Annotated in this window: 21 protein-coding genes and 1 pseudogene; 13 read left to right on the forward strand and 9 right to left on the reverse strand. The window is 63.2% G+C overall.

The genetic code is table 11. The features are described 5' to 3' along the window. Window positions 1-193: 193 nt before the first annotated feature. The 6 genes from G3446_RS09975 to G3446_RS10000 all read right to left on the reverse strand — a co-directional run bounded on the left by G3446_RS09975 (window position 194) and on the right by G3446_RS10000 (window position 4,485). Entirely contained in the window at window positions 194-1,459 is a 1,266-nt protein-coding gene (locus G3446_RS09975; protein ID WP_164452687.1) for an LbtU family siderophore porin, read from the reverse strand. Between the two features lie 839 nt (window positions 1,460-2,298). Continuing rightward, on the reverse strand, window positions 2,299-2,625 hold the full coding sequence (locus G3446_RS09980) for a DMT family transporter (protein ID WP_164452688.1): 327 nt from the start codon (window positions 2,623-2,625) through the stop codon (window positions 2,299-2,301). Window positions 2,626-2,868: 243 nt separating this feature from the next. Continuing rightward, window positions 2,869-3,192, reverse strand: a complete 324-nt coding sequence (locus G3446_RS09985) for a DUF190 domain-containing protein (protein WP_164452689.1) — start codon at window positions 3,190-3,192, stop codon at window positions 2,869-2,871. Between the two features lie 37 nt (window positions 3,193-3,229). Further along, a complete protein-coding gene (gene crcB, locus G3446_RS09990) occupies window positions 3,230-3,613 on the reverse strand; it encodes a fluoride efflux transporter CrcB (RefSeq protein ID WP_164452690.1) in 384 nt (127 codons plus the stop codon). Between the two features lie 276 nt (window positions 3,614-3,889). Next, entirely contained in the window at window positions 3,890-4,141 is a 252-nt protein-coding gene (locus tag G3446_RS09995; protein WP_164452691.1) for a hypothetical protein, read from the reverse strand. 86 nt (window positions 4,142-4,227) lie between these two features. Next, window positions 4,228-4,485 carry a hypothetical protein gene (locus G3446_RS10000; protein ID WP_164452692.1) on the reverse strand — a complete coding sequence of 86 codons (258 nt, stop codon included), beginning with the start codon at window positions 4,483-4,485 and terminating at the stop codon, window positions 4,228-4,230. A 390-nt stretch (window positions 4,486-4,875) separates the two neighbouring features. On the opposite strand from G3446_RS10000, the gene G3446_RS10005 reads away from it, so the two are divergent. Further along, window positions 4,876-5,445, forward strand: coding sequence for a cell wall hydrolase (locus G3446_RS10005; RefSeq protein WP_342450083.1), 570 nt, complete (start codon window positions 4,876-4,878; stop codon window positions 5,443-5,445). Between the two features lie 60 nt (window positions 5,446-5,505). Here the strand turns inward: G3446_RS10005 and G3446_RS10010 are convergent, their stop codons facing one another. From G3446_RS10010 to lexA, 3 genes are all read right to left on the reverse strand, one after another. Continuing rightward, window positions 5,506-6,990 carry a Y-family DNA polymerase gene (locus G3446_RS10010; protein WP_164452694.1) on the reverse strand — a complete coding sequence of 495 codons (1,485 nt, stop codon included), beginning with the start codon at window positions 6,988-6,990 and terminating at the stop codon, window positions 5,506-5,508. Then, entirely contained in the window at window positions 6,968-7,594 is a 627-nt protein-coding gene (locus G3446_RS10015; protein WP_164452695.1) for a P-loop NTPase family protein, read from the reverse strand. Before G3446_RS10015 ends, G3446_RS10010 begins: the two co-directional genes overlap by 23 nt. A gap of 143 nt (window positions 7,595-7,737) precedes the next feature. Then, window positions 7,738-8,343 carry a transcriptional repressor LexA gene (gene lexA / locus G3446_RS10020; RefSeq protein ID WP_245232416.1) on the reverse strand — a complete coding sequence of 202 codons (606 nt, stop codon included), beginning with the start codon at window positions 8,341-8,343 and terminating at the stop codon, window positions 7,738-7,740. 409 nt (window positions 8,344-8,752) lie between these two features. On the opposite strand from lexA, the gene groES reads away from it, so the two are divergent. From groES to glnE, 12 genes and pseudogenes are all read left to right on the forward strand, one after another. Beyond that, entirely contained in the window at window positions 8,753-9,043 is a 291-nt protein-coding gene (gene groES, locus G3446_RS10025) for a co-chaperone GroES (RefSeq protein ID WP_164452697.1), read from the forward strand. A 77-nt stretch (window positions 9,044-9,120) separates the two neighbouring features. After that, window positions 9,121-10,767 carry a chaperonin GroEL gene (gene groL, locus G3446_RS10030; protein ID WP_164452698.1) on the forward strand — a complete coding sequence of 549 codons (1,647 nt, stop codon included), beginning with the start codon at window positions 9,121-9,123 and terminating at the stop codon, window positions 10,765-10,767. Window positions 10,768-10,945: 178 nt separating this feature from the next. Continuing rightward, window positions 10,946-13,369 (forward strand): EcoAI/FtnUII family type I restriction enzme subunit R, encoded by a 2,424-nt coding sequence (gene hsdR / locus G3446_RS10035; RefSeq protein ID WP_164452699.1) that lies wholly within the window; start codon window positions 10,946-10,948, stop codon window positions 13,367-13,369. A 55-nt stretch (window positions 13,370-13,424) separates the two neighbouring features. Beyond that, window positions 13,425-13,964 carry an REP-associated tyrosine transposase gene (locus G3446_RS10040; protein WP_164452700.1) on the forward strand — a complete coding sequence of 180 codons (540 nt, stop codon included), beginning with the start codon at window positions 13,425-13,427 and terminating at the stop codon, window positions 13,962-13,964. A 165-nt stretch (window positions 13,965-14,129) separates the two neighbouring features. Beyond that, window positions 14,130-15,146: pseudogene (locus G3446_RS28675) on the forward strand (class I SAM-dependent DNA methyltransferase); the annotation flags it as partial. An 11-nt stretch (window positions 15,147-15,157) separates the two neighbouring features. Then, a complete protein-coding gene (locus G3446_RS28680) occupies window positions 15,158-15,889 on the forward strand; it encodes an N-6 DNA methylase (protein ID WP_342450086.1) in 732 nt (243 codons plus the stop codon). After that, entirely contained in the window at window positions 15,886-16,950 is a 1,065-nt protein-coding gene (locus G3446_RS10050) for a PDDEXK nuclease domain-containing protein (RefSeq protein WP_164452701.1), read from the forward strand. The genes G3446_RS28680 and G3446_RS10050 overlap by 4 nt, the downstream gene beginning before the upstream one ends. Continuing rightward, window positions 16,950-18,881 carry a restriction endonuclease subunit S gene (locus tag G3446_RS10055; protein WP_164452702.1) on the forward strand — a complete coding sequence of 644 codons (1,932 nt, stop codon included), beginning with the start codon at window positions 16,950-16,952 and terminating at the stop codon, window positions 18,879-18,881. The genes G3446_RS10050 and G3446_RS10055 overlap by 1 nt, the downstream gene beginning before the upstream one ends. Window positions 18,882-18,883: 2 nt before the next feature. Further along, on the forward strand, window positions 18,884-20,653 hold the full coding sequence (locus G3446_RS10060) for an AAA family ATPase (protein ID WP_164452703.1): 1,770 nt from the start codon (window positions 18,884-18,886) through the stop codon (window positions 20,651-20,653). Next, a complete protein-coding gene (locus G3446_RS10065; protein WP_164452704.1) occupies window positions 20,650-21,507 on the forward strand; it encodes an HNH endonuclease family protein in 858 nt (285 codons plus the stop codon). Before G3446_RS10060 ends, G3446_RS10065 begins: the two co-directional genes overlap by 4 nt. A 76-nt stretch (window positions 21,508-21,583) precedes the next feature. Further along, window positions 21,584-22,510 (forward strand): D-hexose-6-phosphate mutarotase, encoded by a 927-nt coding sequence (locus G3446_RS10070; protein ID WP_209262338.1) that lies wholly within the window; start codon window positions 21,584-21,586, stop codon window positions 22,508-22,510. Between the two features lie 9 nt (window positions 22,511-22,519). Continuing rightward, complete coding sequence (gene glnE / locus G3446_RS10075) at window positions 22,520-25,378, forward strand: bifunctional [glutamate--ammonia ligase]-adenylyl-L-tyrosine phosphorylase/[glutamate--ammonia-ligase] adenylyltransferase (RefSeq protein WP_164452705.1); 2,859 nt, start codon at window positions 22,520-22,522, stop codon at window positions 25,376-25,378. Window positions 25,379-25,389: the final 11 nt, after the last annotated feature.

The following is a 25,389-nucleotide window of genomic DNA, read 5'->3' on the forward strand; positions in this document are numbered from 1 at the left end:
GGCGAGGACTGGCGCCGGCGGGTCCGATCTGCGGCCTCGGACAATCAGGCGGGCGAGCCGAAGGGGACTTGGAGCATGAGCGAGAGGGCGGGGCGGGGAGGGCGGGGCCGATCGGGGCCTTATCCTGTGCAAAGCCGACCGGCCTGGCGGCTGGTCGGCGCGAGATCGGAGCTGTGCCGCTTGGGCGCGCGCGTCAGAATTCGACGGCGAGCTGGGCGGTGAATGTGCTGCCCGTCTCCCCAGTTCCGCCTTCCGAGCGATCGTAATCCCGGTCGTAGGCCCATTCGAGTGAGAGGGAGGTCTGCCGGTAGACCTCGGCCGACCAGCCGACCAGCCAGCGCTCCTGCGGCAGCTCGAGTGCGACCGCTTCCCGCGTCCCCTGGTAGGCGACCGCGGCGACGGAGTCGCGCCCCATGACGTCGAATCGAATGCCGGCCTCGATGTTCCAGGCGGCCGTTTTGGCGCCTGCGTCCTCGTAGGCCAGGCTGTCCATGTCGAAGCTGTCGGTCGCGGCGAGATACTCGCCGATCAGGTTGAAACGGCCGAGCTCGGCGGCCGCGTTGAGGGTCCAGCCGCCGATGCGCTCGCTAGGGTCCAGGCTATATCCGCTCAGGTCCTGGCCTTCTTCTTGGGCCGTCGCCAAGGTCTCCGTGCGGTTCTCGTTGGTGACCTCCTGCAGGGTATCCGAATCGCCGAGGTCGCTGATGTAGCCGGCACCGAGCGCGAATGCGCCCGCGTCGCTCTCCCGTGCATAGCCCAGGGTTGCGCCCCAGGTGCCGATCTGATTCTCGCCGTCGATCTTTCTGTCGCCGTTGAAGACATAGGCGCTGCCGGAGAAGCCGCCGGAGACGAAGCCGAGCTGTAGGGCCGTCTCGCGGGTTTCACCGATCTCGAGCGTTAGAGGGTCGGAGACGAGGTTGGTCTCGTAGCTGCCGAAAGGGACATAGAGCTGGCCGGCGGCGAAGAAGATGGGGGTGGCCTCGGGATTGGAGACGGTGATGGACGCGATGTCGACCTCGAGGTCGGTTGCGTCTTCTTCGTAGAGGAACGAGATGGCGGCATCCCCCCAATCGTTGATTTGGGCGGCGATGCCCAGCTCTGCGGTGGCTAGGGTGATGTCGCTTTCGCTGCCCCCCTCGTAGGGCGAGACGTAGCTCGTCTCGACCTCGATGAGACCGGCGATCTCGATCCTGTCGAGCCAGGACTCGGCGACTCCGGCGGCCGGCTCGGCCCGCTTCTCCTCGATGTCCTTCTCCAGTCGCTTCAGGCGCGTCGGGGTGCCTTCGAGAGCGGCCTGTTGCTCTGCGATCTGGGCATCTTGCTGCCTGACCCTGGCTTGAAGCGCCTGGTTGCTCCTTTCCAGCCGAGCGACGCGAGACTCGAGATCGTTCGCGGCGTACAGGATCGATGGACTGGTCAGGGAAACCGCAATCGCGGCGCGAAGCATGGCCATTCTCATGTTGGGCTGACTCCTTGGATCGAGACTGGATAGGGGGCTGGACGAATCGAGGACGATCTCGCCGGCATGGACGTCGAGCGCTGGGCTGCTCAGCCGATCAGGCGCCGAAGGCAGATGCCTTGCCGAGGGGCTCGAAAGTCTGCATTTCTGAAATTGGATTATAAATACGAATCAATCGCATTTATATCTCATTGCATCCTGGCTGTAAATGGCCGTGCTGCCGATAAGGTTAGATTACGAAGGAACAATTCGTAATATTCAACCTGGATACCGCCACCTGGAGTCGCAAGGGCTCGGAGGAGGCAAAGAAAGACAGAGCTTGGGCCGATGTAGGGCGCTGACCCGCCGAGTGATCCCGGAGGGGCTCTGCTCGATGGGTAGGGATGGTGAGGCGAGGATCGCCTTAGGCTGGGAGCTGTCAGCCTAGAAAGAGCTGTCAGCCACCAGCAGCCGGCTCAAGGTGATTTCCGGGAAACAGATTCCCCGTAGGATGGGCAAAGCGCAGCGTGCCCATCGTCCAGGCGCCTGAGCGACCTGGGTGGGCACGCCCCACAAACGTCTTCCCAATGCGCGCCGGCGTGCCAGGGGCTTTGCCCATCTGACTACTGGAGGCGCTGTTCTGGGTAGGATCATTTCAGGAAATCACCCAAAGCTTTGTTTGGGCTGCTTTCAGGTCTTCTCCGAGTCAGCCAAGGGGTGAGCGGCTGGCCGGCCAGAGCATCCGACCACTGCATGATTTTCCTTCGCCGGCGGCTGGTAGCTGGAAGCTGACTGCGCCGATTGGAGGCGGCGGTTGTCCGGGGGAAGGCTGGCGCGATGCCGAGACCGCTGTCGCGGTCTCAAGAGGGCGAGACGAGCTTCAGGCCGACGATGCCGACGATGATCAAGCCGACGAAGAAGAACCGGCCTAGTGTTGCGGGCTCATCGAAGAGCAGGAGTCCAAGCACGAAGGCGCCCACTGCTCCGATGCCCGTCCAGACCGCATAGGCTGTCCCCATCGGGATGCTCTTCTGCGCGATCAGGAGAAGTCCGCCGCTGCCGGCGATGCAGAGCGCCGAGAAGCCGATCCATCCCCAACGTATTCCGGACTCGGTGAGTCCCAGTTTCAACCCGACTGGCCAGCCCCACTCGAAGATGCCGGCGATGATGAGGTAGAGCCATGCCATGCGGGCTGTCTGGTCCTTGTCAGAGTCTCGCGTCGGCCGATTGGCGTCGATCGGAAGCCGTTTGCGTTCTGCTGAGAGGGCCGACCAATGGGGAAACCGATCGGTGAGCGGCTTGCCAGTCTACCTGATCGGATCCAAGCGCTGCCGGGGATGGCTTCGGTTTGGTCACTCAGGCGAAAACATCGAGCATCCGACGTTCATCCTGGCCTTTGACTGGGCGACGCATGACGTGCCGTATCGAGGTCAGGCAACGGGATTCGTGAGCCCGTAATGCACAGGCACTCGCACGTAGAAGAGACTGAGCCCCTGTGTGCGGATGTGGTCGATCAAGCGATCGGCCTCTTCGTCCGTGACGACGAAGCCGACCTCGACGGGCAGATCGCCGGCAAGCTCGAAGAAGTGCTCTTCGTGCAGTCGGCCGTGACGCCCGAAGCCGGCCAATGCCCGAAAAGCGGAGCCGCCCGAAAGCCCGAGCGCTTTAGCCTCTTCCAGTAGCCACTCATAGACGAGCCTGTGCTTGTGTCGGCGATTCTCCGCGACATAAAACTTGAGGAAACAGCCTTGCATGATGGTGGTCCTCATCTGGCGTGCTGAGACGATCGAGCTAACCGCGCGCCAAGATGGCGTGGGCGAGCCAAATGCCGATTGCGGTCATGCCGAGAGAGCCAAGGAGGTGGACGAGGATCGCCCCCAAGCCCCAAAGCAGCTCACCGCGGCCGAGAAGATTGACGACCTCCGCGGAGAAAGTCGAGAAGGTCGTGAGTCCGCCGAGGAATCCGGTGATCAGGAAGAGCCGCAGCTCCGGCGGCAGGCCCGGATGGCGTCCGAGCCAGGCGAATGCGAAGCCGATGAGCAGTCCACCGAGCAGGTTCGCGGCGAGGGTGCCGAGAGGCAGGGTGGGAAAGACCGGGTTGAGTCGGCTGCCGAGCACCCAGCGAAGGATCGCGCCGAAGCCGGCACCGGCGAAGACGGAAAAAACGGATAACAAGGACGGGTACCTCTTGCTGGCCAGGGCGTCGTCATGAGGATTCGCGCCCGAAGGCTAAGAGATCTATTGCCGAGATGGAAGTTTCGGCACCTTTTCCTTGGTCGGCCCAGGTCGGTTGGTCGCGCGCGCTCCTTGGCGGGGCTGAGATCCGTCCTCTTGTATCTGGATCCTCTTGGCTGGCTGATACGGCGGGGCTTGCGATGGCCGGGGCGTGCAGTGTCGCTCAGGGCGGACAGCAGGCCGGTTTTGCGTGTGGAAGGTGACGGTGCGGTAGCCTTAATGCGATCGGCTTTGCGGCATGCTGTCGGGGGTGCTCTCGGCAAGCTCGCGCGCGATGCTCATGAGGCTGACGCCATGGTTCTTCGCCCAGCTGATGGCTTGGGAAGGGGCAATCAACCGGATCGAGGTGGCGTCGGCAAGAAAGAGATGTCCGCGTCTGGAGCGGTATAGGGCCTCGCCGGCGATGTTTTGGGCGATCCAGGTCGAGGCGTCGGTATCAAAGTACTCGCCATCGATGACGCGTCGCATGGTGGTGCCTCCTGCCGTGAGCTAGCTGCCGGGGGAGACAAGTGGGTGCCGGGCAGATCTCCGATGTCTCCGTGCTCGCGGCTTGGTCAGTCTTGCCATCGGGCTTGCTCGATACGGCGCCTGATGGCCAGCCAAAGCCGCGTCGAGACCGCTTGTAACGCCTCCGTTTGACTATTGCGCCACTCGAGATACGCCTCGAGCTGCTGCGCCAGCTCGAGGGCGGTCGCACTGCCCTCGTCGGTCCGCAGGAGCTCCGCGAAATGTTCAGAGTCATGCTGGAGCATTGCCTGGGCCGCCTGCCTGACCGGCTCCCAGCTCTCGTGTGCGCGCTCGATCTTTGCCATCTGATCTTCTGTAATCAGTGCCTCGAACCCGCGCTTCATCCCATCGTCCCCTGGTACCTATCGTGCCCTGGTATCTGTCGCGATGTTGACCGGTAAATCCCGCCTCTATTATTTCGGCCTTCCGGTCGTCGTGTCTCTTCCGTGCGGCTACGGATATGGTGAGCCTAAGGGCTTTTCCATGCGACTGTTTCGGCCGGTGGATTGAGTGTCTGTACTTAAAGGCGCGCCAGGACTCACTCGCCGCCAAGGTCTAGCATTCTCATTCTGTGCTCGATTGCGCATAAATACGCATTAGGGATTTCCCTAGTGCGGTTGATTGGGTTAGGATATTCGCAATCTTCATATTGTGTGTAGCACTCGAGAATTCCGAGCATGCGAGTATTTTCTCTGGTGGCATTGTCCATCATGATTTTCCCTAGGCTATTGGGGTCGGGGCAATTTGAGCCGGCGCAATTGGGGCTGGCACAGCTCGATCCTGGTAAGTCGGCGGCCGTTGCCAAGGCACAGGTATCCAATCTCGTCGAGCAGGTTGATGCAGCGCCCGAAGCGGCCCCCGCGTTCAACGAGCAGGATTTGCGCTGTCTGGCGCTCAATATCTATCACGAGGCACGATCCGAGCCGAAATCCGGCCAGGTCGCCGTGGCTCGCGTGACCTTGAATCGTGTCGCGTCGCGGGCGTTTCCCGGGTCCATCTGCGAGGTGGTGAAGCAGGGCGGCATCAAGCGTAATCGCTGCCAGTTCTCCTGGTGGTGCGATGGTCGCTCGGATCTCCCGACGGAGAAGCGTGCTTGGCGACAGGCCATGGAAATCGCACGAAACGTGCTGGATGATGCCGTGCCGGATCCGACACGCGGCGCGCTTTACTATCACGCCAACTACACCAAGCCCTCGTGGTCGAGGGTGTATCACCGCACCACGCGGATCGGCCGCCACCTCTTCTATCGCCCGACGAAGATCTAGCGGGGGCTGGCGCGCCGCTCGGCGCGCCGAATGCGCGGCCGCTCGATGCCGGCCGCGTCTCTACTCGACTCTCCCGTGTATGAGCCAGCGCCGTCGCACCCGATCGTAGAAAACCCACAGCAGCTCGCCCTTTTGCGTTTCGGCGAAGTGATATTCGCGATGCACCTGGCGTATCCACCAGCCGCCGGCGACGACATAGGGGCCGGAGACGCGCACGACCGGTCCTTGCTCCAAACCATGCAGCATCCAGCCGTCCGGCTCTTGGCGAGGACGTGGCGGAAGCGGGATGGGCTGCCGGTAGAAGCGACGGATCAGACGGCGGTGCGCGATCGGCATGGGCCGCGCAGGCTCGAGCTGGGGAAAGGGCTCCCAGTCGAAGCCGTTTTCGGGGAGGTGGCCGGCGCTCAGCCGGGCGCGTGTCAAGGCCTGATCCCCAAGCATGGCACGCACGCGTGCCAGGGAGCGATTGGCGGCGTCGAGGTCACGTTGCGGACGCTCGGCAAGCAGCTCGAGCTGCTGCTGCTCCGGCGTGATGGCATGGGCGAGCAGGCACACTTCTTCGACACCATCCGGCAGCTGTGTCCCTGCCAATCTCAGTGCGATCAGCTCTAGGAGCTGAGGTGCGTCGAGCGTCGGCGCTGCGGGGCGGATGTACTCCTTGTGCAGGCCTAGGCGCTCGAAACGGAAGAGTAGCCGAAGCTCGTCGAGGACCTGGCTGCGCCCGGAGAGCGCATCCAGCAAGGGCGTCAGCAGGCGCTCGATCAGGTGCATCAGGCGCTCGGCATCTGTCTCCACATGGTCCAAGGCAATGCTTGCCATGACTGGCTCGCGCGGGCGCTCCGGCTGCAACGGAACGCCGAGGTCGCCCGAGGCGAGGCGGTGCAGCTCGAAGACGGCGGCCCCGTAGCGTCGCCGCATGCCTTCCGGAGAGAGCTTCAATAACTGGCCGATGGTCAGCACGCCGAGCTTGGCGAGCGCGTCCCGGGCTCTGGGCTCGATTGCTAGTCGATCGAGTCGGACGCGCTGTAAGGCGCCTTGCTCCTCGTCCGGATCGGACAGGATATGTACACCACGGCTGGATTTGGCGAGCGCATAGGCGGCGAAACGCCGAAAGCCGACGACGATCGTCGCCTGAAGGCGCTGCGCGCCGAGATCGGCCTCCACGCCCGATGCCCAGTGCATGAGCGATGGGTAAAGACCCTCGAGTCCGGAGGCATCGAGCCAAAAGACGCCCGGCTCGCGCTTGGCCGGCTCGACATGGGGCGTGTGGCGGCGTAGCCGCTTGGCGATGGCCGCCACGGCTTGGTCGATGCGTGCTTCTGGCACCTCCGCGGCACGTAGGTCTCCATTCAGCGATAGGGCGGTCGCGAAGCGCATACCAGTGCGGATGCGTGCGGAGCGTGCCGCCTCGTTGACCCAGAGCAGGACGCCGCCGGGCGTGTCGCGATCGACGACGGCGGCGGGGTGTCCGCGCCAGTCTGGATGCTGCTTGAGCAGGAGCTGGAGCGGGAAGGCCGGAAGCTCAACAGAGGCCGTTCGGTCCATGATAGAGCCCGCGATGGCTCCAGCCAGGTCCCAGGCGCTTGTCCTTGATGATGTGGGCCTCGCAGCGGAAGTGCTGTTGACTACGGTCGGTGCGGGCCGCCTGCGCGCGCAGCGACACGAGCGAGCCGATCGATGGCTGATGGGCTTCCTTGGAGGTCAGGCAGAGCAGGGCGGTGTCGTGCTTCTTGGCGAGCGCGGCGAGCCGGTTCTGCGCCGCGAGCGGTAGCTCATGGCGCTTGCCCAGATCCATGACGACCAGGCCAAAGGCGCCCGAGCGCAGCAGGAGGTCGGCGGCGCGCGCGGCGTCCAGGGGGCTTGCTGTCCAGATGACCGGCAGTGCGCCGAGGTCGACGCCGGTTGCGGCGACGTCGGGCGGATAGAAACTGCTCTGGCGCTGCGTCATCCAGGCGACCGGCTCACCGCGCTGCTGGGCTTCGCCGATCAGGCCGACGGCCAGGGTCAAGGCGGCCGTTGCCTCGTTGCCCGAGATCTCGCTGAAGCGGCCGATGAAGGTATCCAGGCCCCAGACAATGGGCGTTTCAGCCCGTTTGAGGCCCTGGCGAATGTCGGCGGCGGCGATGGCTGTCGAGCCTTGGGTAAGCATGGGCGTGGTTTCAGAGGAATGGTCGAACCGCAAAGGCGCGAAGGTCGCAAAGGAATTTAATAAGGGATTTCAGCGGATTGGGCTTCTGGACCCTGTGCTCCTGTGGTGTGGGTCCAAGGGGCTTGTGCCTGGCCGCTCTTCGGTTAATCCAAATACCGTCGTACCTCAATGACGCGCCCGACGATCTCCAGCTGCTTGGGGTCTGGCGTCATCACCTGGTAGTCCGGGTTCTCCGGGTGCAGCTCGACCCTTTCTCCGCGCAGGCGCAGGCGCTTGACCGTTGCCTCCTCGCCGACCAGGGCGACGACGATGGCGCCGTCGTCGGCTTTCGGCTGGCGACGCACGATAACGATGTCGCCAGGCAGGATGCCGGCGTCGCGCATGCTCTCGCCGCGAACGCGTAGACCGAACACTGTGTCCTCGGCGCCGGCTCGATCCGGGGCGATCGGGAGATAGCCTTCGAGATCCTCGACCGCTAGGGAGAAGGCACCGGCCGAGACACGACCGAGCAGGGGGATCAGGCGGGGGGGCATCGCGGCCGATCCTCCGCCGGGCTCGCGCCGCGCTTCCCCTGATCCCGCGTTGAGTCGATAGCCGCGCGACTTGCCGGGATCCTTGTCGAGTCGACCCTCGGCGACCAATGCCTCTAGATGCTCGCGCGCGCTCTGTACGGAGCGGAATCCAAAGGCCTCCTGAACCTCCCGGACCGTTGGCGGCCGGCCGGCCAAGAGTCGCTCACGCATATACATGAAGATCCGGTCTCGGGTCTGGCCTGTTGGTGTTCGGCCCAAGCTGCAATGCCTCCAAGGCGACGCAGGTGAGTGTGATGGAGGTTATATAGCATATATTTGTATGGTTTGCGAGGCGATGCTCAGGCGTGCCTGACTCGAGCCCGGCGCTGCATTGCGGCTTGCGAGCGGTCGGCTGCGACGGTTTTGGGATTGGCTGCGGGCTTTGTCCAGGCTGGCTTTGCGGCATGGGCCATCGCACCGGCAAGCGGTTGGACCTGGGACAGGCAAAACCACAGTCGTCGGCTCTTGACAGCCGAGGATTTCGCCCTACCATTAGCACTCGTTTCCGGTGAGTGCTAACAGCCGGGCATCTTCCCGCTTTGCGGGCACTCGACAACCACTTCTCAACCTATCGAGGAGCAACTGAATGAACATCCGTCCTTTGCATGATCGCGTCGTCGTCCGTCGCATGGAAGAGGAGCGCACGACCGCCGGTGGCATCGTGATTCCTGATTCTGCGACCGAGAAGCCAATCCAGGGCGAGATCATCGCCGTCGGCAACGGCAAGCTCCTGGACAACGGCGAGAGCCGTCCGCTGGACGTCAAGGTCGGCGATCGCGTCCTCTTCGGCAAGTACTCCGGCACCGAGGTCAAGCTCGACGGCGACGATTTCCTGGTGATGCGCGAAGACGACATCATGGGTGTCGTCGAGGGCTGATCGTCCTCCGAGCCCGACGCTGACCGCACCACGCAGACAATTCAAGACACAGAATCGAAATCCGAGGAATCTAGAGAATGAGCGCAAAAGACGTAAAGTTCGGCGGTGACGCCCGTGCCCGTATGATGGAGGGCGTCAACGTCCTCGCCAACGCCGTGAAGGTCACCCTGGGTCCCAAGGGCCGCAACGTCGTTCTGGAGAAGTCCTTCGGCGCACCGACCGTCACCAAGGACGGCGTCTCCGTTGCGAAGGAGATCGAGCTGAGCGACAAGTTCGAGAACATGGGCGCCCAGATGGTCAAGGAAGTGGCTTCGCACACCTCCGACGTCGCTGGCGATGGCACCACCACGGCGACCGTGCTGGCTCAGGCCATGGTCCGCGAGGGTTTGAAGGCGGTCGCCGCCGGCATGAACCCCATGGACCTGAAGCGCGGCATGGACAAGGCCGTCGAGGCCGCGACCGGCGAGCTGCGCAACCTGTCCAAGCCCTGCACCGAGAGCAAGGCCATCGCCCAGGTCGGCACCATCTCCGCCAACTCCGACGAGTCCATCGGCAACATCATCGCCGAGGCGATGGAGAAGGTCGGCAAGGAAGGCGTCATCACCGTCGAGGACGGCACCTCCCTGCAGAACGAGCTGGACGTCGTCGAGGGCATGCAGTTCGATCGCGGCTACCTCTCGCCCTACTTCATCAACAACCAGCAGAGCCAGAGCGCCGAGCTGGAGAATCCCTACATCCTGCTGCACGACAAGAAGATCTCCAACATCCGCGATCTCCTCCCCGTGCTCGAAGGTGTCGCCAAGGCCAGCCGTCCGCTGCTGATCATCGCCGAGGACGTCGAAGGCGAGGCCCTGGCGACCCTGGTCGTCAACACCATCCGCGGCATCGTCAAGGTCTGCGCCGTCAAGGCGCCTGGCTTCGGCGACCGGCGCAAGGCCATGCTGCAGGATATCGCCATCCTGACCGGCGCCACCGTCATCTCCGAGGAAGTCGGTCTGTCGCTGGAGAAGGCCACCCTCAACGATCTGGGTACCGCCAAGAAGGTCCAGGTCGGCAAGGACGAAACCACCCTCATCGACGGCGCCGGCTCCGAGCAGGACATCAAGGCCCGTTGCGAGCAGATCCGCGCCCAGGTCGAGGAGACCAGCTCCGACTACGACAAGGAGAAGCTTCAGGAGCGTCTGGCCAAGCTGGCCGGCGGTGTTGCGGTCATCAAGGTTGGCGCCGCCACCGAGATGGAAATGAAGGAGAAGAAGGCGCGTGTCGAAGACGCCCTGCACGCCACTCGTGCGGCGGTCGAGGAAGGCATCGTCCCAGGTGGCGGTGTTGCGCTGGTTCGTGCTCAGAGCGCCGTCAAGGGTCTCACCGGCTCCAACCATGATCAGGACGTCGGTATCAGCATCGCCCGCCGCGCGATGGAAGAGCCGCTGCGTCAGATCGTCGCCAACGCCGGCGAAGAGCCTTCCGTCATCCTGCACAAGGTCGTCGAGGGCTCCGGCAACTACGGCTATAACGCCGCCAATGGCGACTATGGCGACATGGTCGACATGGGTATCCTGGACCCGACCAAGGTCACCCGCTCCGCGCTGCAGAACGCCGCTTCCGTGGCCGGTCTCATGATCACCACCGAGGCCATGGTCGCCGACGAGCCGAAGGACGAGGCTCCGATGCCAGGCGGCGGCATGGGCGGCATGGGCGACATGGGCGGCATGGGCATGATGTAAGCCCAGGTTTCGCACCTGTCTGAAAGAGCCCCGCTTCGGCGGGGCTTTTTCGTGCGCGATCGTTTCACTTCACCCTTCGCCTCTGCCGCACAGAGAATTTGGTCACATGCTGAGCCCTTCGGGCGGATCCACGCTTAAACTAGCGGGTTAGGATCACGAGAGCAGGGTCAGGCTCGGCATGGATATTTTCTCGCTCAGCGAGCGCGACATTTGCACCAAGTACATCACGCCAGCGATTCAACGTGCTGGCTGGCAGCAGGCTCAGTTCCGCGAAGAGGTTCGTCTCACTGACGGGCGCGTGATGGTGCGGGGCAAGCTGGCGGCGCGGATAAAAAATCCTGACGCTAAAGGTGGGCCGAAGCGAGCCGACTATGTTCTCTATGCGCGGCCCGACCTCCCGATCGCGGTCATCGAAGCCAAACATGCTGGATTTGCCGTTGGCCAGGGTATGCAACAGGCGTTGCTCTATGCGGACCTTCTCGATGCTCCCTTCGCGATCAGCACCAATGGTCAGGCCTTTCTGCTACACGACCGCACCGGCCTGACCCAGCCGGCTGAGCGCGAGATTCCCCTAGATGCCTTCCCCTCTCCGGACGAGCTATGGTCGCTCTATCAAGAATGGAAAGGCTGGACGGAGCCGCATGCACTCAGGTTGATCGAGCAGCCGTTCCACAGTGATGGCAGCGGCAAGGAGCCGCGCTACTACCAGCGCGTCGCTGTCAACCGCGCCATCGAAGCCGTCGCCAAGGGTCAGCAGCGCGTGCTGCTGGTCATGGCCACCGGCACCGGCAAGACCTACACCGCCTTCCAGATCATCTGGCGCTTGTGGAGGGCCAAGGCCAAGAAGCGCATCCTCTTCCTGGCCGACCGCAACATCCTCGTCGATCAGACCATGCAGCAGGACTTCGCCCCCTTTGGCGAGGTCATGCACAAGGTCGCCAACCGCGAGGTCAAGAAGAATTACGAGATCTATCTGGCGCTCTATCAAGCCGTGACAGGTCGGGAGGAGTGGAAGCAGATCTACCGCCAGTTTCCGGCGGACTTCTTCGACCTGGTGGTGATCGACGAATGCCACCGCGGCAGCGCCGCCGATGATTCCGCCTGGCGCGACGTGCTCGACTACTTCAGTAGCGCCACACACCTGGGCCTGACCGCCACGCCCAAGGAAACCAAGGAGGTGAGCAACATCAGCTACTTCGGCGACCCGGTCTACACCTACTCGCTCAAGCAGGGCATCGAAGACGGCTTCCTCGCCCCCTACAAGGTCATCCGCATCGCCACCGACGTCGACGCCCTGGGCTACACGCCCGAGAAGGGCAAGCTCGACAAGCTCGGGCAGGCCGTCGAGCAGCGCCAGTACAACACCAAGGACTTCGACCGCAACCTGGTCCTGGAAAGGCGTACCCGCCTGGTGGCCGGAAAAGTCTGGGAATACCTCAAGGCCACCGACCCCATGGCCAAGACCATCGTCTTCTGCGACGACCAGGACCATGCCGAGCGCATGCGCCAGGAGCTGGTGAAGATCATCCCGGCCGCGGCCAGCAACCGCCGCTACGTGATGCGCATCACCGGCGACGACACCGAAGGCAAGGCCCAGCTCTCCTACTTCATCGACAACGACGAGGCCTATCCAGTCATCGCCACCACCTCCAAGCTGCTCACCACTGGAGTGGACGCCAAGACCTGCAAGCTCATCGTGCTGGACCAGAACATCAATTCCATGACTGAGTTTAAGCAGATCATCGGCCGCGGCACCCGCCTGCGCGAGGACTACCAGAAGCTCTACTTCACCATCATGGATTTCAAAGGGGCTACTCGCCTGTTCGCCGATCCCGACTTCGACGGCGAGCCGGTGGTGATCTACGAGCCCAAGCCCGACGACCCCGTGGTGCCGCCGGAAGACCCCAATCCGCCCGACATCGGCGAGCCCGAGCCGCCGCCCTATGACCCCGGCTCGCCAGGCGACGATGAGACAGACGGAGGGGGTGGCGGCGAAGGCCGCCTCAAATACGTGATCGACGACGTGAACGTGCGCGTCGCCGTCGAGCGGTCCCAGTACCTCGACGCCGACGGCAAGCTCATCACCGAGGACTACCGCGTTCTACTCAAGGACGACATCAAGAAGGCCCTGCAAGCCGAATTTGGCAGCCTCACCGAGTTCCTGCGGCGCTGGAACAGCGCCGAGCGCAAGCAAGCCGTGCTGGAAGAACTGATCAAGCAGGGCGTGCCGCTCGACATCCTCCAGCAGGCCGTGCCCAACGGCGCGGAGCTCGATGCCTTCGACCTGGTCGCCCACGTCGCCTTCGACCAAGAGCCGCTCACCCGGCGCGAGCGCGCCAACAACGTCAAGAAGCGCGATGTCTTCGGCCAATACGGTGAGCAGGCCCGCGCCGTGCTCGAAGCACTGCTCGACAAGTTTGCCGATCACGGCGTGCAGGATCTGGAGGACCCCAAGGTGCTGGAGCTCCCCCCGTTCGACCGGCTCGGCAGCAAGACCCAGATCCGCCGTGGGCTCTTCGGCGGCGCGGCGCAATACACCCAAGCCGTTCAGGCGCTCGAGCGCGCCCTCTACGACGCCGACCCAGAACAGCAATCAGCCTAATCCCGAGTAGGATGGGCCGAGCGAGAGCGATGCCCATCTTTGTCGCTCAACACAGATGACGGACTACCGACGCCTCTACATCCCTGGCGCGACCTATTTCTTCACGCTAGTCAGCGAAAGCCGCCAACCGCTGCTGGCCTCGGACGATGCGGTCGGTCGCCTGCGTGAGGCTTTCCGATATGCGATGAGGCGGCGACCGTTCCGTTTCGATGCAGTGGTCATTCTGCCCGACCATCTGCACGCGATCTGGACACTGCCGCTAGACGACGCGGATTTTTCGGAGCGCTGGCGGTTGATCAAGTACCGCTTCTCACACCGTTCGGCCGAGCGAGGGACGACGCGTCCGTCCCTGTCGAGCAAACGGGAAAAGGGACTCTGGCAACGGCGTTTCTGGGAGCACTGCATACGCGATGAAGCCGATTTTGCCGGCCATTTCCATTATCTCCATTTCAACCCAGTCAAGCATGGCTTGACAAAGCGCGTGGCCGATTGGCCGCATTCGAGCTTTCATCGTTTCGTCGAGCTGGGTGTCTACACGCCGGATTGGGGATGTGCGATCGATACGTTCGATATCGCGGGGGATGGTGGTGAGTGATGGTTATGATGGGCATCGCTCTCGCTCTGCCCATCCTACCCGCTCTTCGGGATCGCACAGCTTGTAGGATGGGTAGAGCGTAGCGATGCCCATCTTGACCGCTACCGATACGACACTGAAGGCACCATGAACCTCAGCAGCACCATCAAATCCATCCAGGACATCATGCGCAAGGACGACGGCGTCGATGGCGACGCCCAGCGCATCGGCCAGCTCACCTGGATGCTCTTCCTCAAAGTCTTCGACCAGCGCGAGGAAGAGTGGGAAGACGACAACCCCAAGTACAAGTCGCCACTGCCCGAGCGCCTGCGCTGGCGCAATTGGGCCGCTTACCTGCCCGGCGCCGATGGCAAGAAGGCACCGCAGACCGCGGCGAGCGATATCATCGGCTTCGTCAATAACGACCTGTTCCCAACGCTCAAGGGTTTGAACGCCAATGCCAGCCTCAGGCACAAGGTCATCCGCAGCGTCTTCGAGGACGCCAACAACTACATGAAGTCCGGCACCCAGCTGCTGGCCGTGATCGAAAAGCTGGAAGACGCCATCGACTTCCACGACTTCAAGACCCGCGCCAACCTGGGCGACGTCTACGAGCAACTGCTCAGCGACCTACGCGGCGCCGGCAATGCGGGGGAGTTCTACACGCCGCGCGCCATCACTCAATTCATGGCCGATCGCGTGAGCCCCAGCTTGGCCAAGCGCGAAAAGGTCATGGACCCGGCCTGCGGTACTGGCGGCTTCTTGACCGCCGTCATCGATCACTTTCGCAACGAGTTGGAGCGGATGAAGTCTCCCCGCCCAGACGACAGACGCGCCATCGAAACGCTGATCCGCGGCATCGAAAAGAAGCAGCTGCCGCACCTCCTGTGCACCACCAACATGCTCCTGCACGGCATCGACGTGCCCAGCCAGATCGAGCACCGCAACACCTTGGGCATCGCCTGGAACGATTGGAGCCTGCACGACAAGGTGGACTGCGTCATCACCAATCCACCCTTCGGCGGCTATGAGGACGACGGCGTCGGCAGCGACTACCCGGCCGATCTGCGCACCCGCGAGACGGCCGATATGTTCATGGCCCTCATCGTCAAGAAGCTGCTCAAGGAGAACGGCCGCGCCGCCGTGGTCCTGCCCGATGGCTTCCTCTTTGGCGATGGCATCAAGGCCACATTGAAGAGACTGCTGCTGCGCCAGTGCAAGCTGCACACCATCGTGCGGCTGCCGAAGGGCGTCTTCGCGCCCTCACCACGATCAAGACCAACCTGCTGTTCTTCACCAAGGGCGCGGTGGTGGCCGACGGCAACGAACGCTTCCACACCGACACCATCTGGTTCTACGAGCACCCCTATCCGCCGGGCTACAAGAGCTACAGCAAGACCAAGCCCATCCGCTTCGAGGAGTTCAAGGCCGAGCAAGACTGGTGGGGAAGCGAGACCAACGACTTCGCCGACCGCGTCGAGACAGAATTCGCTTGGAAAGTCGATTTCAAGACCAAGCGCGAGCAGGCCGAGTCCGCCGCCCAGCCGCATTGGGACCGCGCCGAGCAGCTGGGCAACGAGGCCAGCGCGCTGGAAAACCGCATCCGCGACCTGCGCGACTCCATCAAGGGCGTGAGCGACGCCGGACAGCGCCAGCCGGTGGACGACGAGATCGAGACCCTGCGCACCCAGGCCGAGGGGCTGCGCCTGCAAGCCCGCGACGCCCAGGCCACCGGCGATCGCCTCTACTGGCCCATCTACAACCTGGACCTCAAGAACCCCAACGCGCCGGAAGCGGAAAGCCACGACCCCGACGTGCTGCTGGCCAAGTACAAGACCCTGCTCGGCCAGATCGAGGAAACCGAGAACCGCCTCAAAAGCGAGCTGGCCGCCGCGCTGGCGCACCACTTCACGGCAGAGGACACAGCCGCAGAGGCCGAGCAATGAGCCGGCCTCTGCCCCAACCGCCGCTCGCTCAGATACCCGGCCTACTGCTCGGCGACATCCGTCAGTTGATCGAGCAGAGCCGCCAGCAATTGGCCGGCGCCGTCAACAGCGCCCTCACTATGCTGTACTGGAACATCGGCCAGCGTATTCGCGCCGACGTCCTTCAGGAGGCGCGGGCCGGCTACGGCGAGCAGATCGTCTCGGCACTGTCGAGACAATTGGCGGCCGACTATGGCCGCGGCTTCTCCGAGAAGAACCTGCGCCACATGCTGCGCTTCGCGGAAGCCTTCCCCGACCCGCAGATTGTCTCGACACTGTCGAGACAATTGGCCTGGAGCCATTTCCTCGAGCTGATTTACCTGCCCGATCCCCTGGCCCGCGACTTCTACGCCCAGATGTGCGCGCAGGAGCGCTGGAGCGTTCGCCGCCTGCGCGAGCGCAAAGACACCCAGCTCTTCGAGCGCACCGCACTCTCCAAGCAGCCCGAGGCACTGCTCACCCAAGAATTGGCCGACTTGCGCCAGACCGGCGACATGACACCCGCCCTGTTGCTCAAAGACCCCTATGTGCTGGACTTCCTGGGCCTGAACGACCGCTACCTGGAGAAGGACCTGGAAGACGCCATCCTGCGCGAGCTGGAAGGCTTTCTGCTGGAGCTGGGCGCCGGCTTCAGCTTCGTCGCGCGCCAAAAACGCATTCAGATCGACCAAGACGACTTCTACATCGACCTGCTCTTCTACAACCGACGCCTCAAGCGCCTGGTGGCCATCGACCTCAAGCTCGGCGACTTCAAGGCCGAGTACAAAGGTCAGATGGAGCCCTACCTGCGCTGGCTCGCCAAGTACGACCAAGAGCCGGACGAGGCCCCGCCGCTCGGCATCATCCTCTGCGGCGGCAAGAAGCATGAGCAGATCGAGCTGCTGGAGCTGGATGCCAGCGGCATCCACGTCGCCGAATACCTCACCCTGCTGCCGCCCAAGGAAGTGCTGCAGGCGAAGCTGCATGAGGCCATTGCGCTGTCGCGCGCCCGACTGGAGAACCGTGGCGGGGAGGAGGGGTGATGGATGCACAGCAGTTCTTGGCTGAGTTTGGGTATATCGCCAATGCGCCTGGGGGCGTGGCGCGGTTGCGGGAGCTGGTGCTGTCCTTAGCCGTTCAGAGCCGGTTGGCAAGTCAAGATGAGCTTGAGGAGCCCGCTCAGTTCCTGCTCGAACGCATCCAGGACCTGAAAAATCCGACTGGTAAGAACAAGCAAGCAACCCTGAGCAGGCCAACTGTACAGACAGATCAGCCACATCAGCTTCCTCGCTCCTGGCGGTGGGCTCGCTGTGAAGACTACTTTCTTGAATTGTGCACGGGCCCGTTCGGCTCAATGATTCATCGAGAAGACTACGTAGTTGGTGGCGTACCTCTCATAAACCCATCACATATGGTGAGCGGCAAGATTGTTCATGACCCCGCGGTGTCCGTCAGCCAACAAGACGCACAACGTTTAGTCGCATACGCATTGAGTAAGGGCGATCTTCTCTTCGCTCGCCGGGGAGAAGTTGGTCGCTATGCCGTTGTGGAGGAAGAACAGCAAGGATGGCTCTGCGGTACGGGCAGTTTCTTCGCTAAACTATCGCCTGAATGCAATCGGCAGTACCTGGGCCTGGTTTTTCGTGAATCAGGTTTCCGACGTCGTCTTCTCGGCGAATCGGTTGGGAGCACGATGACAAATTTAAATCAACGTGTGTTGCTAGATGCGTTGATACCCATTCCTCCCCTGAATGAGCAATGCCGCATCGTCGCCAAAGTCGATGAGCTGATGGCCTTGTGCGACAAGTTGGAGGCGCAGCAGAAAGACCGCCGCAAACTGCAGAACGCCCTGCGCCAGTCCACCCTGCAAGCCCTCGCCAGCGCCGAAAGTCCGCGCGAGCTGCAAGACGGCTGGCAACGCCTGCAAGCCAACTTCGGGCACTTGTTCACTGAGCCGGAGGATACGCGCGACCTAGAACAGTGCATCAAACAATTAGCTCTTAAAGGTCTTCTGACTTTGGGAAACCCGAGTCTGGCAATCTCCGCGGATCTCGCGCGAAAAACCAGCACACCGGCAGCTGTGCGATCGCCAGAAGAGGATTGGTCGATTCCAAAGCATTGGATCTGGACTCGATGTGCATGGTTGGGAGAAGCACGCCTTGGAAAGATGCTTGATGCCTCGAAGAACAAAGGTGAACTGCGACCATACCTCAGAAACATTAATGTTCGTTGGCATCATTTTGACCTGACTGATGTCTTGCGGATGCGAGTAGAAGAGCACGAACTCAGTCGCGTTACGATTAAGCGCGGTGACTTGGTAATCTGTGAAGGTGGTGAGCCGGGAAGAGCAGCAATCTGGGATCGTGATGAAGAATTCTTGATTCAGAAAGCGCTGCATAGATTTCGGTGCGGGCCAGATCTTCTTCCGGAGTACCTGCTGCTCTGCCTTGAGCATGACTTCTTCTCTGGCAGGCTGGCCCGCTACTATACCGGCGCAACGATTAAGCATTTGACCGGCAAAGCACTGGCGGCGTATCCGATACCATTGCCATCTATTAGTGAGCAACGCCAGATCTTGAGCGTTGCCGGTGCTTTGTCGTCCGTTGTGGCTAGCCTGAGAGATGAATTAAGTCGATCGAAGAGATGGGCTGAGCTGCTGTCAACGGCCGCTGTTGCCGCCCTCACCGGCATCACCACCGATCAAGAACAGGAGGCCCCCGTGAAAGCCCCGCAAACCGAGCTGATCGCCCCGGTGCGCTTGGGCACACCGCCCGACGTGAAAGCCCATGCCCCGCTCGCCACCCTACTGGCCCGCCATAACGGCGAGATGTCGGCCCGCGACCTGTGGCAGCGTTTCGGCGGCGAGATCGACGCCTTCTACGCCCAGCTCAAGACCGAGGTGGCGCACGGCTGGATTGCCGAGCCTGCGGGGGCCGAGGTGCGCGAGAAGCCCGTCGAAACCGCAGGGGACTGAGCATGCAGCTGCGGCACCTGGCCATCCCGCACTTCCGCAACCTGCGCGGCGTGGTGATCGACTTCGCGACCGAGCTTGCGCCGATGCCGGGTGCGGCAACCGACGCAGCGCCTAAGGCCATCCGCAGCCATGCCCTGATCGGTCAGAACGGCACCGGCAAGTCCAACCTCATCGAGGCGTTGATCACCATCTTCCGCAACCTCGATCTCGACCTGCCCGCGGAAACGCACGACAAGCAGCCGCTGGACTACACCCTGGAGTACGAGATCCGAGGCCGCAGGGTGCGCATCCAGGCCGACACCGCCAAGCAGAAGCGCCCCTTCGTCTGGGTGGATGGCAAGCCCGAGTCGCAAGGCTACTTGCTGAAGAATCGCGAGCTGTTGCCTTCCCACATCTTTGCCTACTACTCCGGCCGCAACGAGCGCATCGAGGCCCTGTTCCAGGAGCATCAGCGCCGCTTCAACCAGCGCCAGGAGATCACCGCCGATGAGGTGCTACCCGAACAGCTGCTGGAGCGCTTCACCGCCAGCGAGTCGGACATCCGCGCGCTGGAAGAGGCCAAACGCCGACGCGAGGCGCGACTGAAGCAGGCCGGCGACGACCGCCTGCGCCGTCTCTTCTACTGCCGGGGCGGCCACAGCCAGCTGGTGTTGCTGGCCTGTCTGCTCTCGGATGACCCGGTGTTTCAGAAGGTGCTGAGGAACCTGCACATCGAGTCGCTGGAATCCGCGCTGTTCGTCCTCAAAGAGCCGCACCGGCTGCGCGAGAAACGCCGCACCGGCAAGTTCGAAGAGAACGAGCTGAACGCGGGCGACCCGCGCTTCTGGTATGCGCGCGGCAATGTGGTGAGCGAGTTCCTCGACAAGCTGTGGCAGGTGGCCTGGGCGCCCATCGAGCAGGAAGCCACCAAGCAGATCGACTTCCGTGGGCGCACTGAACGGCAGAAGCAGCTCTACCTCTTCGTGCCCAGCCACGCCAAGCTCAAGCAGCTCGGCGAGCTGGTCGGCGGCACCGACAGCTTCTTTCGCTACGCCGAAGGCGCCTACATCGGCGACCTGATCGAGGAGGTGCGCATCACCGTCAAGAAGCGCGACGACCATGGCGGCAAGGTGAGCTTCACCCAGCTCTCGGAAGGCGAGCTGCAGATGCTGACCGTGCTGGGCCTGATGCGCATCACACGGGGAGATGAATGCCTCTTCCTGCTCGACGAGCCGGATACCCACCTGAACCCGATCTGGAAGCTGCGCTACTTCGACGACATCGAGGGCGTGATCAGCCCGCGCGAGGGGTCGGTGGCTCAAGGCGAGTCGCAGATCCTGGTCACTACCCATGACCCCATGCTGATCGGCGGACTCCGCCGCGAGCAGGTACATATCCTCCGTCGCGACGGCGAGCGGGTCGTGGTGGATGTCCCGGACGAGCACCCGCAGGGCATGGGCGTGACCGGCTTGCTCAAGAGCGACTTGTTCGGTCTCTCATCCACGCTGGACTTGGAGACCGAGCGGCGTCTGTTGCGCCGCAACGAGCTGTTCGTGAAGGCGCCGCGCACAGCCGAGGAAGACCAGGAGCTGAGCCGCCTGAGCGCCGAGCTGGCGGATCTCGGCTTTGCGACCTCGGATTTCCGAGATCCGGATTACGCCCTCTTCGTGCGCAAGATGGTGCAGCATCGCCGCCTCCGCCGCCCAGCCCTGACACCGGAGCAGCAGGCCGAGCGAGACGCCATCGCGGATCAGATCATCGACGAGATCCTGCGGGAGGAGGACGCGCCTTGATCTGGATCGATCTGGAAGGCCGCTTGCCCACGGACACGGACATTCCAGGCTGGGAGCCCTGGACGCGAGCACGCTGGGAGGCGTGGAAAGCGGAGTCCAAGCGCTTGGTCGATGAGTTGGCTGAATTGGACGCGGCAGGTAGGAAGAGCGAGCGCAATGCGCTGATCGACGCGCGTCGTGACCATTGGAGCCAGCTCAAGCCTTGGCTGCAAGCGCTGTCCGCCGGGAAATGCTGGTTCTCTGAGGTGAGGGAGCTGTATTCGCACTACGACGTGGAGCATTTTCGCCCTAAGAAGGAGGCTAAGGCGCTCGATTCCACCGTCCGCGATGGCTACTGGTGGCTGGCCTTCGATCACATGAACTTCCGGCTGTGCGGCAATGTCGGCAACCGCAAGAAGGGCGGTTGGTTTCCGCTGAAAGAGGGATCGCTTTGCTCGACGTACAATTGTCGGCGTGAAGCTTCAGAGTTTGCCTACCTAATTGACCCCATCGAATACAGCGACGTTGCCCTATTGGCGTTCGACGAAGAAGGCAAAGTCATTCCGGTTCCCGGCGCATCGCCGTGGCAGAAGGCTCGCGTCGAGGAAACGGTGAAGCGGCTCAAGCTAAACGAGCATCCTCCGTTGCCTGAAGAGCGGCGCAAAATTTGGCAGAGCGTCAATTGTCTGATCGACAAGTTCAAAGATGTCAACACCAGCGTGGCGGGGGGCGACGATCCGTCGGCGAAGGGAAGGCTCAAAGAAATCTGCCTGCAACTGAGAGAGATGACGCAACCTGACGCTGAGTTATCGGCTGTTGCGAGATGGTGCATCCTCGTGCGCAACGATCTTCAGCTGACGCGCTTGATTGGCTGAAGTCGTGCGATTCGGCAAGTCAATGGCCTCCAATGGAGTCTGTCGATTTATGTCACTGATCGGGTGCCCACCATTCATGTCGGGAGCCACCGTGGAAATCGACGCCCTAAACGCCGAGCTCGGCATCGCCGATCGTCTGCGCTTCACGAAGGGGCGAGGCGGTTTCACGATGATCGAGATCGAGAACGCCTTTGCGACGGCGACGATCACGCCCTATGGCGGGCAGGTTCTGCATTACCGCCCGAAGGGCGCGGCTGATGACCTGCTCTTCGTCAGCGGGCGCGCGCATTTCACCCCGGGCAAGGAGAACAAGGGGGGCATTCCGATCTGCTGGCCCTGGTTCGGCCCGGATCCGGCGGGGCAGGGGAGGCTGATCCATGGCTTCATCCGCTGTCTTCCCTGGAGGCTGTCCGCCTGCGCCGAGCTTGAGGACGGCGCGACGCGGATTCGGCTGAGGGTCGCTGATGACGATGCGACGCGCGCGCTCTGTCCCTGCGCGTTCGAGCTTGGGGTCGAGATTCTGGTTGGCTCGACCTTGTCTGTCAGCCTGACGACTTGCAACAGGGGCCAGGATCCGCTGCGCATCACCCAGGGGCTGCATACCTATTTCAACGTGGGCGATGCGCGTCGGATTCGCGTCCTGGGCCTGGAGGGCTGCCGCTACATTGACAAGGCGAGAGGCGCGGGCGACGCTCCTATCGTCCAAGACGGCGCGATCCGCGTGGGTGCCGAGGTCAATCGCATCTACGAGAAGGCTCCCGCCCGGCTTGCGATCGAGGACCCGGTGCTGGGACGCCGCCTTCGGATCGACACCCGCCATAGCCGGACCTGCGTGGTCTGGAATCCCTGGGTCGAGGTCTGCCGCGAGATGGAGGACCTGGGCGATGAGGACTATCGGCGTTTCATCTGCGTCGAAACGGTCAACACCGCCTCCGAGGTCATCGAGATTCCACCGGGCCAAGCCGCCCACATCGGCGCGGAATATCGCGTCGAATCGCTGTGAGTAGACTGCATGACCGAGCAAAGCCCGTCTGATCTGAGCAACGATGCCCATTGGCAGACCTGGTGCGAGTGGGCCTCCGAGGCTGGTGTCGCCATCCCCGAGGGGGGCGATTTCGAGGAAGCCCGTGCGCCTGTCTGGGAGGCGAGCGAGTATGTCGCGGTCTCGGCCGCGCGCCATCCCGACGAATTCGAGGAGCTGGCTGCGAGCGGTGACTTGGCGCGATCCTACGCCCCAGGCGACCTGGACCAGCGGTTGCGGCGGCTGCTCGCGGAGGTGGCCGACGAGCCCGCGCTGCACAAGGCGCTGCGCCTGTTTCGGCGGCGCGAGATGGTGCGCATCATCTGGCGCGACATCGCCGGCACGGCACCCCTGGCGGAGACGCTGGAGGATCTCTCCGAGCTGGCCGATGTCTGTATCAGTCAGCCGCTGGACCTGCTCTACGACTGGACCTGTGCCGAGATCGGCACGCCGCGCGATGCCGAGGGGCGGGCGCAGCGCCTGGTCGTGCTCGGCATGGGCAAGCTGGGTGCGCGCGAGCTCAATCTCAGCTCGGATATCGACCTCATCTTCGCCTTCGCGCAGTCGGGCGAGGTCGAGGGCGGGCCGCGCGCCTTGAGCAATCAGCAGTTCTTCGTCCGCTTGGGTCAGCGCCTGGTTCAGGCCTTGGCGAACAAGACGGTCGACGGCTTCGTCTTCCGGGTGGACACACGGCTGCGGCCGTTCGGCGATGTCGGTCCCTTGGCGATGAGCTTCCAGGCGATGGAGGACTACTACCAGTCCCAGGCGCGGGAGTGGGAGCGCTACGCCATGATCAAGGCGCGGCCCATTGCTGGCGACGCGGATGATGTCGCCTCTCTGATGGACATGCTGCGGCCCTTCGTCTTCCGCCGCTATCTCGACTTCGGCGCCTTCGAGTCGCTGCGCGCCCTCAAGCAGATGATCGCCAAGGAGCTGCATCGTCGCGGCATGGACGCCAACATAAAGCTGGGGCAAGGTGGGATTCGCGAGATCGAGTTCATCGGCCAGGCGTTTCAGCTCGTGCGCGGCGGACGAGACGCGGATCTTCAGATTCGCCCGATTCGAGAGGTCCTCGCCCTCCTGGGCGAGCGCGCACTCCTGCCCGAAGACGCGGTGACCAAGCTGGATGCCGCCTATTGCTTTCTGCGCTTGGTCGAGAATCGGCTGCAGGCCCATCGCGACAAGCAGACCCATTTGCTGCCGAGCGACGATCTCGGCCGGCTGCGCTTGGCGAGATCCATGGGTTTTGCCGATTGGGCGGGCTTCAATAGCCGCCTCGAGTCGCATCGACAGTTCGTCCAGGCGCAGTTCGACGACGTCTTCGCCGCGCCCGCCGCCGAGGGCGAGTCGGGGGAGACTGGGCTGACCGCGGTCTGGCAAGGCGAGCACTCCATAGACTACGATCACGGCCAGCTCGAAGGGGTGGGCTTCGAGGATCCCGCCGCGGTTCGCACGCGGATCGAGCAGTTCCGCGACGCCACCGCGCGCAAGGGCCTCAGCAGCCGCGGCCGCGAGCGACTGGGCCAGCTGATGCCACAGGTGCTGCGGATCGTCGCCGGCAGCGAGCACCCGGACCTGGCGTTGGAGCGCGTCCTGCGCGTCTTGGAGGCGGTCGCGCGACGCACCGCCTATCTGGCGATGCTGATCGAGCATCCGGTGATCTTGTCGCATCTCGCGCGTCTCGCGAGCATGAGCCCCTGGTTCACGGACCACATCGGTCGCCATCCCTTGCTGCTCGACGAGCTGATCGACCCGCGCCGCCTCTATGCGCCACTGCGGCGCGAGGATCTGGAGGCCGAGCTGGATGCGCTGCTGGCCCACATCGACGCCGAAGACCTCGAGCAGCAGATGGAGCGGCTGCACCAGTTCGCCCAGGGGAACATGCTGCGGGTGGCGGCCGCCGATCTGACCGAGGTCATCCCGCTCATGGTGGTGAGCGACTACCTGACCGAGATCGCCGAGGTCGCCGTCGGGCGGGTCTTGCAGCTGGCCTTCGATCATCTGATCGCGCGTCATGGACGCCCGACCTCGATCCTGGGCGCGGACACGGGCTTTCTGGTCTTGGGCTACGGCAAGCTCGGCGGGATCGAGCTTGGCTATGGATCGGATCTGGATCTGGTCTTCCTGCATGGCAGCGAATCCATCACAGCCATGACCGAGGGCCCCAAGGACATCAGCAACGAGCAGCTCTACGCGCGGCTCGGGCAGCGCATCATCCATATGATGACGACGCAGACGGCCTCCGGGACCCTCTACGAGGTCGACATGCGGCTGCGCCCGGACGGCAACAAAGGCATGCTGGTGCGCTCGCTACGCTCCTTTGCCGCCTATCAAGAGACCGATGCCTGGACCTGGGAGCATCAGGCGCTGGTGAGGGCGCGGCCGATCGCCGGCGATCCGGCGCTGTTCGGCCCCTTCGCCGAGATTCGCCGCAGGGTGCTGTGCCGCGAGCGCGACCCCGAGCAGCTGCGCGTCCAGGTGCGCGATATGCGATACAAGATGCGCGCGAGCCTAGACAAGACCCGGGATGGCCGCTTCGACCTCAAGCAAGGCGTCGGCGGTATTGCGGACATCGAGTTTATGGTTCAATACGCTGTCCTGCGCTGGGCGGCCGTGCACCCCGAGCTGACCGACTGGACGGACAATGTGCGACTGCTCGAGACCCTGGCACGGCTCGATCTGCTGCCCGGGAAGGCGGCCGAAGACCTCACGGATGCCTACAAGGCCCTGCGCGCCGCCTATCACCGCAGCGCGCTCCAGGAGCAGCCCAAGACCATCCCCGTCGATCAGCTGGCCCCTGAGCGCGAGCGCGTGGAGTCCTTGTGGCGTGCCTTGATGGAGGATGCGTGACATCCGTTTCG

This window comes from Thiorhodococcus minor, assembly GCF_010820565.1.
GTDB classification, from domain to species: Bacteria; Pseudomonadota; Gammaproteobacteria; order Chromatiales; family Chromatiaceae; genus Thiorhodococcus; species Thiorhodococcus minor.

What these genes read in the sequence shown, in the direction of transcription:
- G3446_RS09975 (WP_164452687.1), bottom strand. Translation starts at nt 1,459, where the DNA reads ATGAGAATGGCCATGCTTCGCGCCGCGATTGCGGTTTCCCTGACCAGT.
- G3446_RS09980 (WP_164452688.1), bottom strand. Translation starts at nt 2,625, where the DNA reads ATGGCATGGCTCTACCTCATCATCGCCGGCATCTTCGAGTGGGGCTGG.
- G3446_RS09985 (WP_164452689.1), bottom strand. Translation starts at nt 3,192, where the DNA reads ATGCAAGGCTGTTTCCTCAAGTTTTATGTCGCGGAGAATCGCCGACAC.
- G3446_RS09995 (WP_164452691.1), bottom strand. Translation starts at nt 4,141, where the DNA reads ATGCGACGCGTCATCGATGGCGAGTACTTTGATACCGACGCCTCGACC.
- G3446_RS10000 (WP_164452692.1), bottom strand. Translation starts at nt 4,485, where the DNA reads ATGGCAAAGATCGAGCGCGCACACGAGAGCTGGGAGCCGGTCAGGCAG.
- G3446_RS10010 (WP_164452694.1), bottom strand. Translation starts at nt 6,990, where the DNA reads ATGGACCGAACGGCCTCTGTTGAGCTTCCGGCCTTCCCGCTCCAGCTC.
- G3446_RS10015 (WP_164452695.1), bottom strand. Translation starts at nt 7,594, where the DNA reads ATGCTTACCCAAGGCTCGACAGCCATCGCCGCCGCCGACATTCGCCAG.
- lexA (WP_245232416.1), bottom strand. Translation starts at nt 8,343, where the DNA reads ATGTATATGCGTGAGCGACTCTTGGCCGGCCGGCCGCCAACGGTCCGG.
- groES (WP_164452697.1), top strand. Translation starts at nt 8,753, where the DNA reads ATGAACATCCGTCCTTTGCATGATCGCGTCGTCGTCCGTCGCATGGAA.
- groL (WP_164452698.1), top strand. Translation starts at nt 9,121, where the DNA reads ATGAGCGCAAAAGACGTAAAGTTCGGCGGTGACGCCCGTGCCCGTATG.
- hsdR (WP_164452699.1), top strand. Translation starts at nt 10,946, where the DNA reads ATGGATATTTTCTCGCTCAGCGAGCGCGACATTTGCACCAAGTACATC.
- G3446_RS10040 (WP_164452700.1), top strand. Translation starts at nt 13,425, where the DNA reads ATGACGGACTACCGACGCCTCTACATCCCTGGCGCGACCTATTTCTTC.
- G3446_RS10050 (WP_164452701.1), top strand. Translation starts at nt 15,886, where the DNA reads ATGAGCCGGCCTCTGCCCCAACCGCCGCTCGCTCAGATACCCGGCCTA.
- G3446_RS10055 (WP_164452702.1), top strand. Translation starts at nt 16,950, where the DNA reads ATGGATGCACAGCAGTTCTTGGCTGAGTTTGGGTATATCGCCAATGCG.
- G3446_RS10060 (WP_164452703.1), top strand. Translation starts at nt 18,884, where the DNA reads ATGCAGCTGCGGCACCTGGCCATCCCGCACTTCCGCAACCTGCGCGGC.
- G3446_RS10070 (WP_209262338.1), top strand. Translation starts at nt 21,584, where the DNA reads ATGTCGGGAGCCACCGTGGAAATCGACGCCCTAAACGCCGAGCTCGGC.
- glnE (WP_164452705.1), top strand. Translation starts at nt 22,520, where the DNA reads ATGACCGAGCAAAGCCCGTCTGATCTGAGCAACGATGCCCATTGGCAG.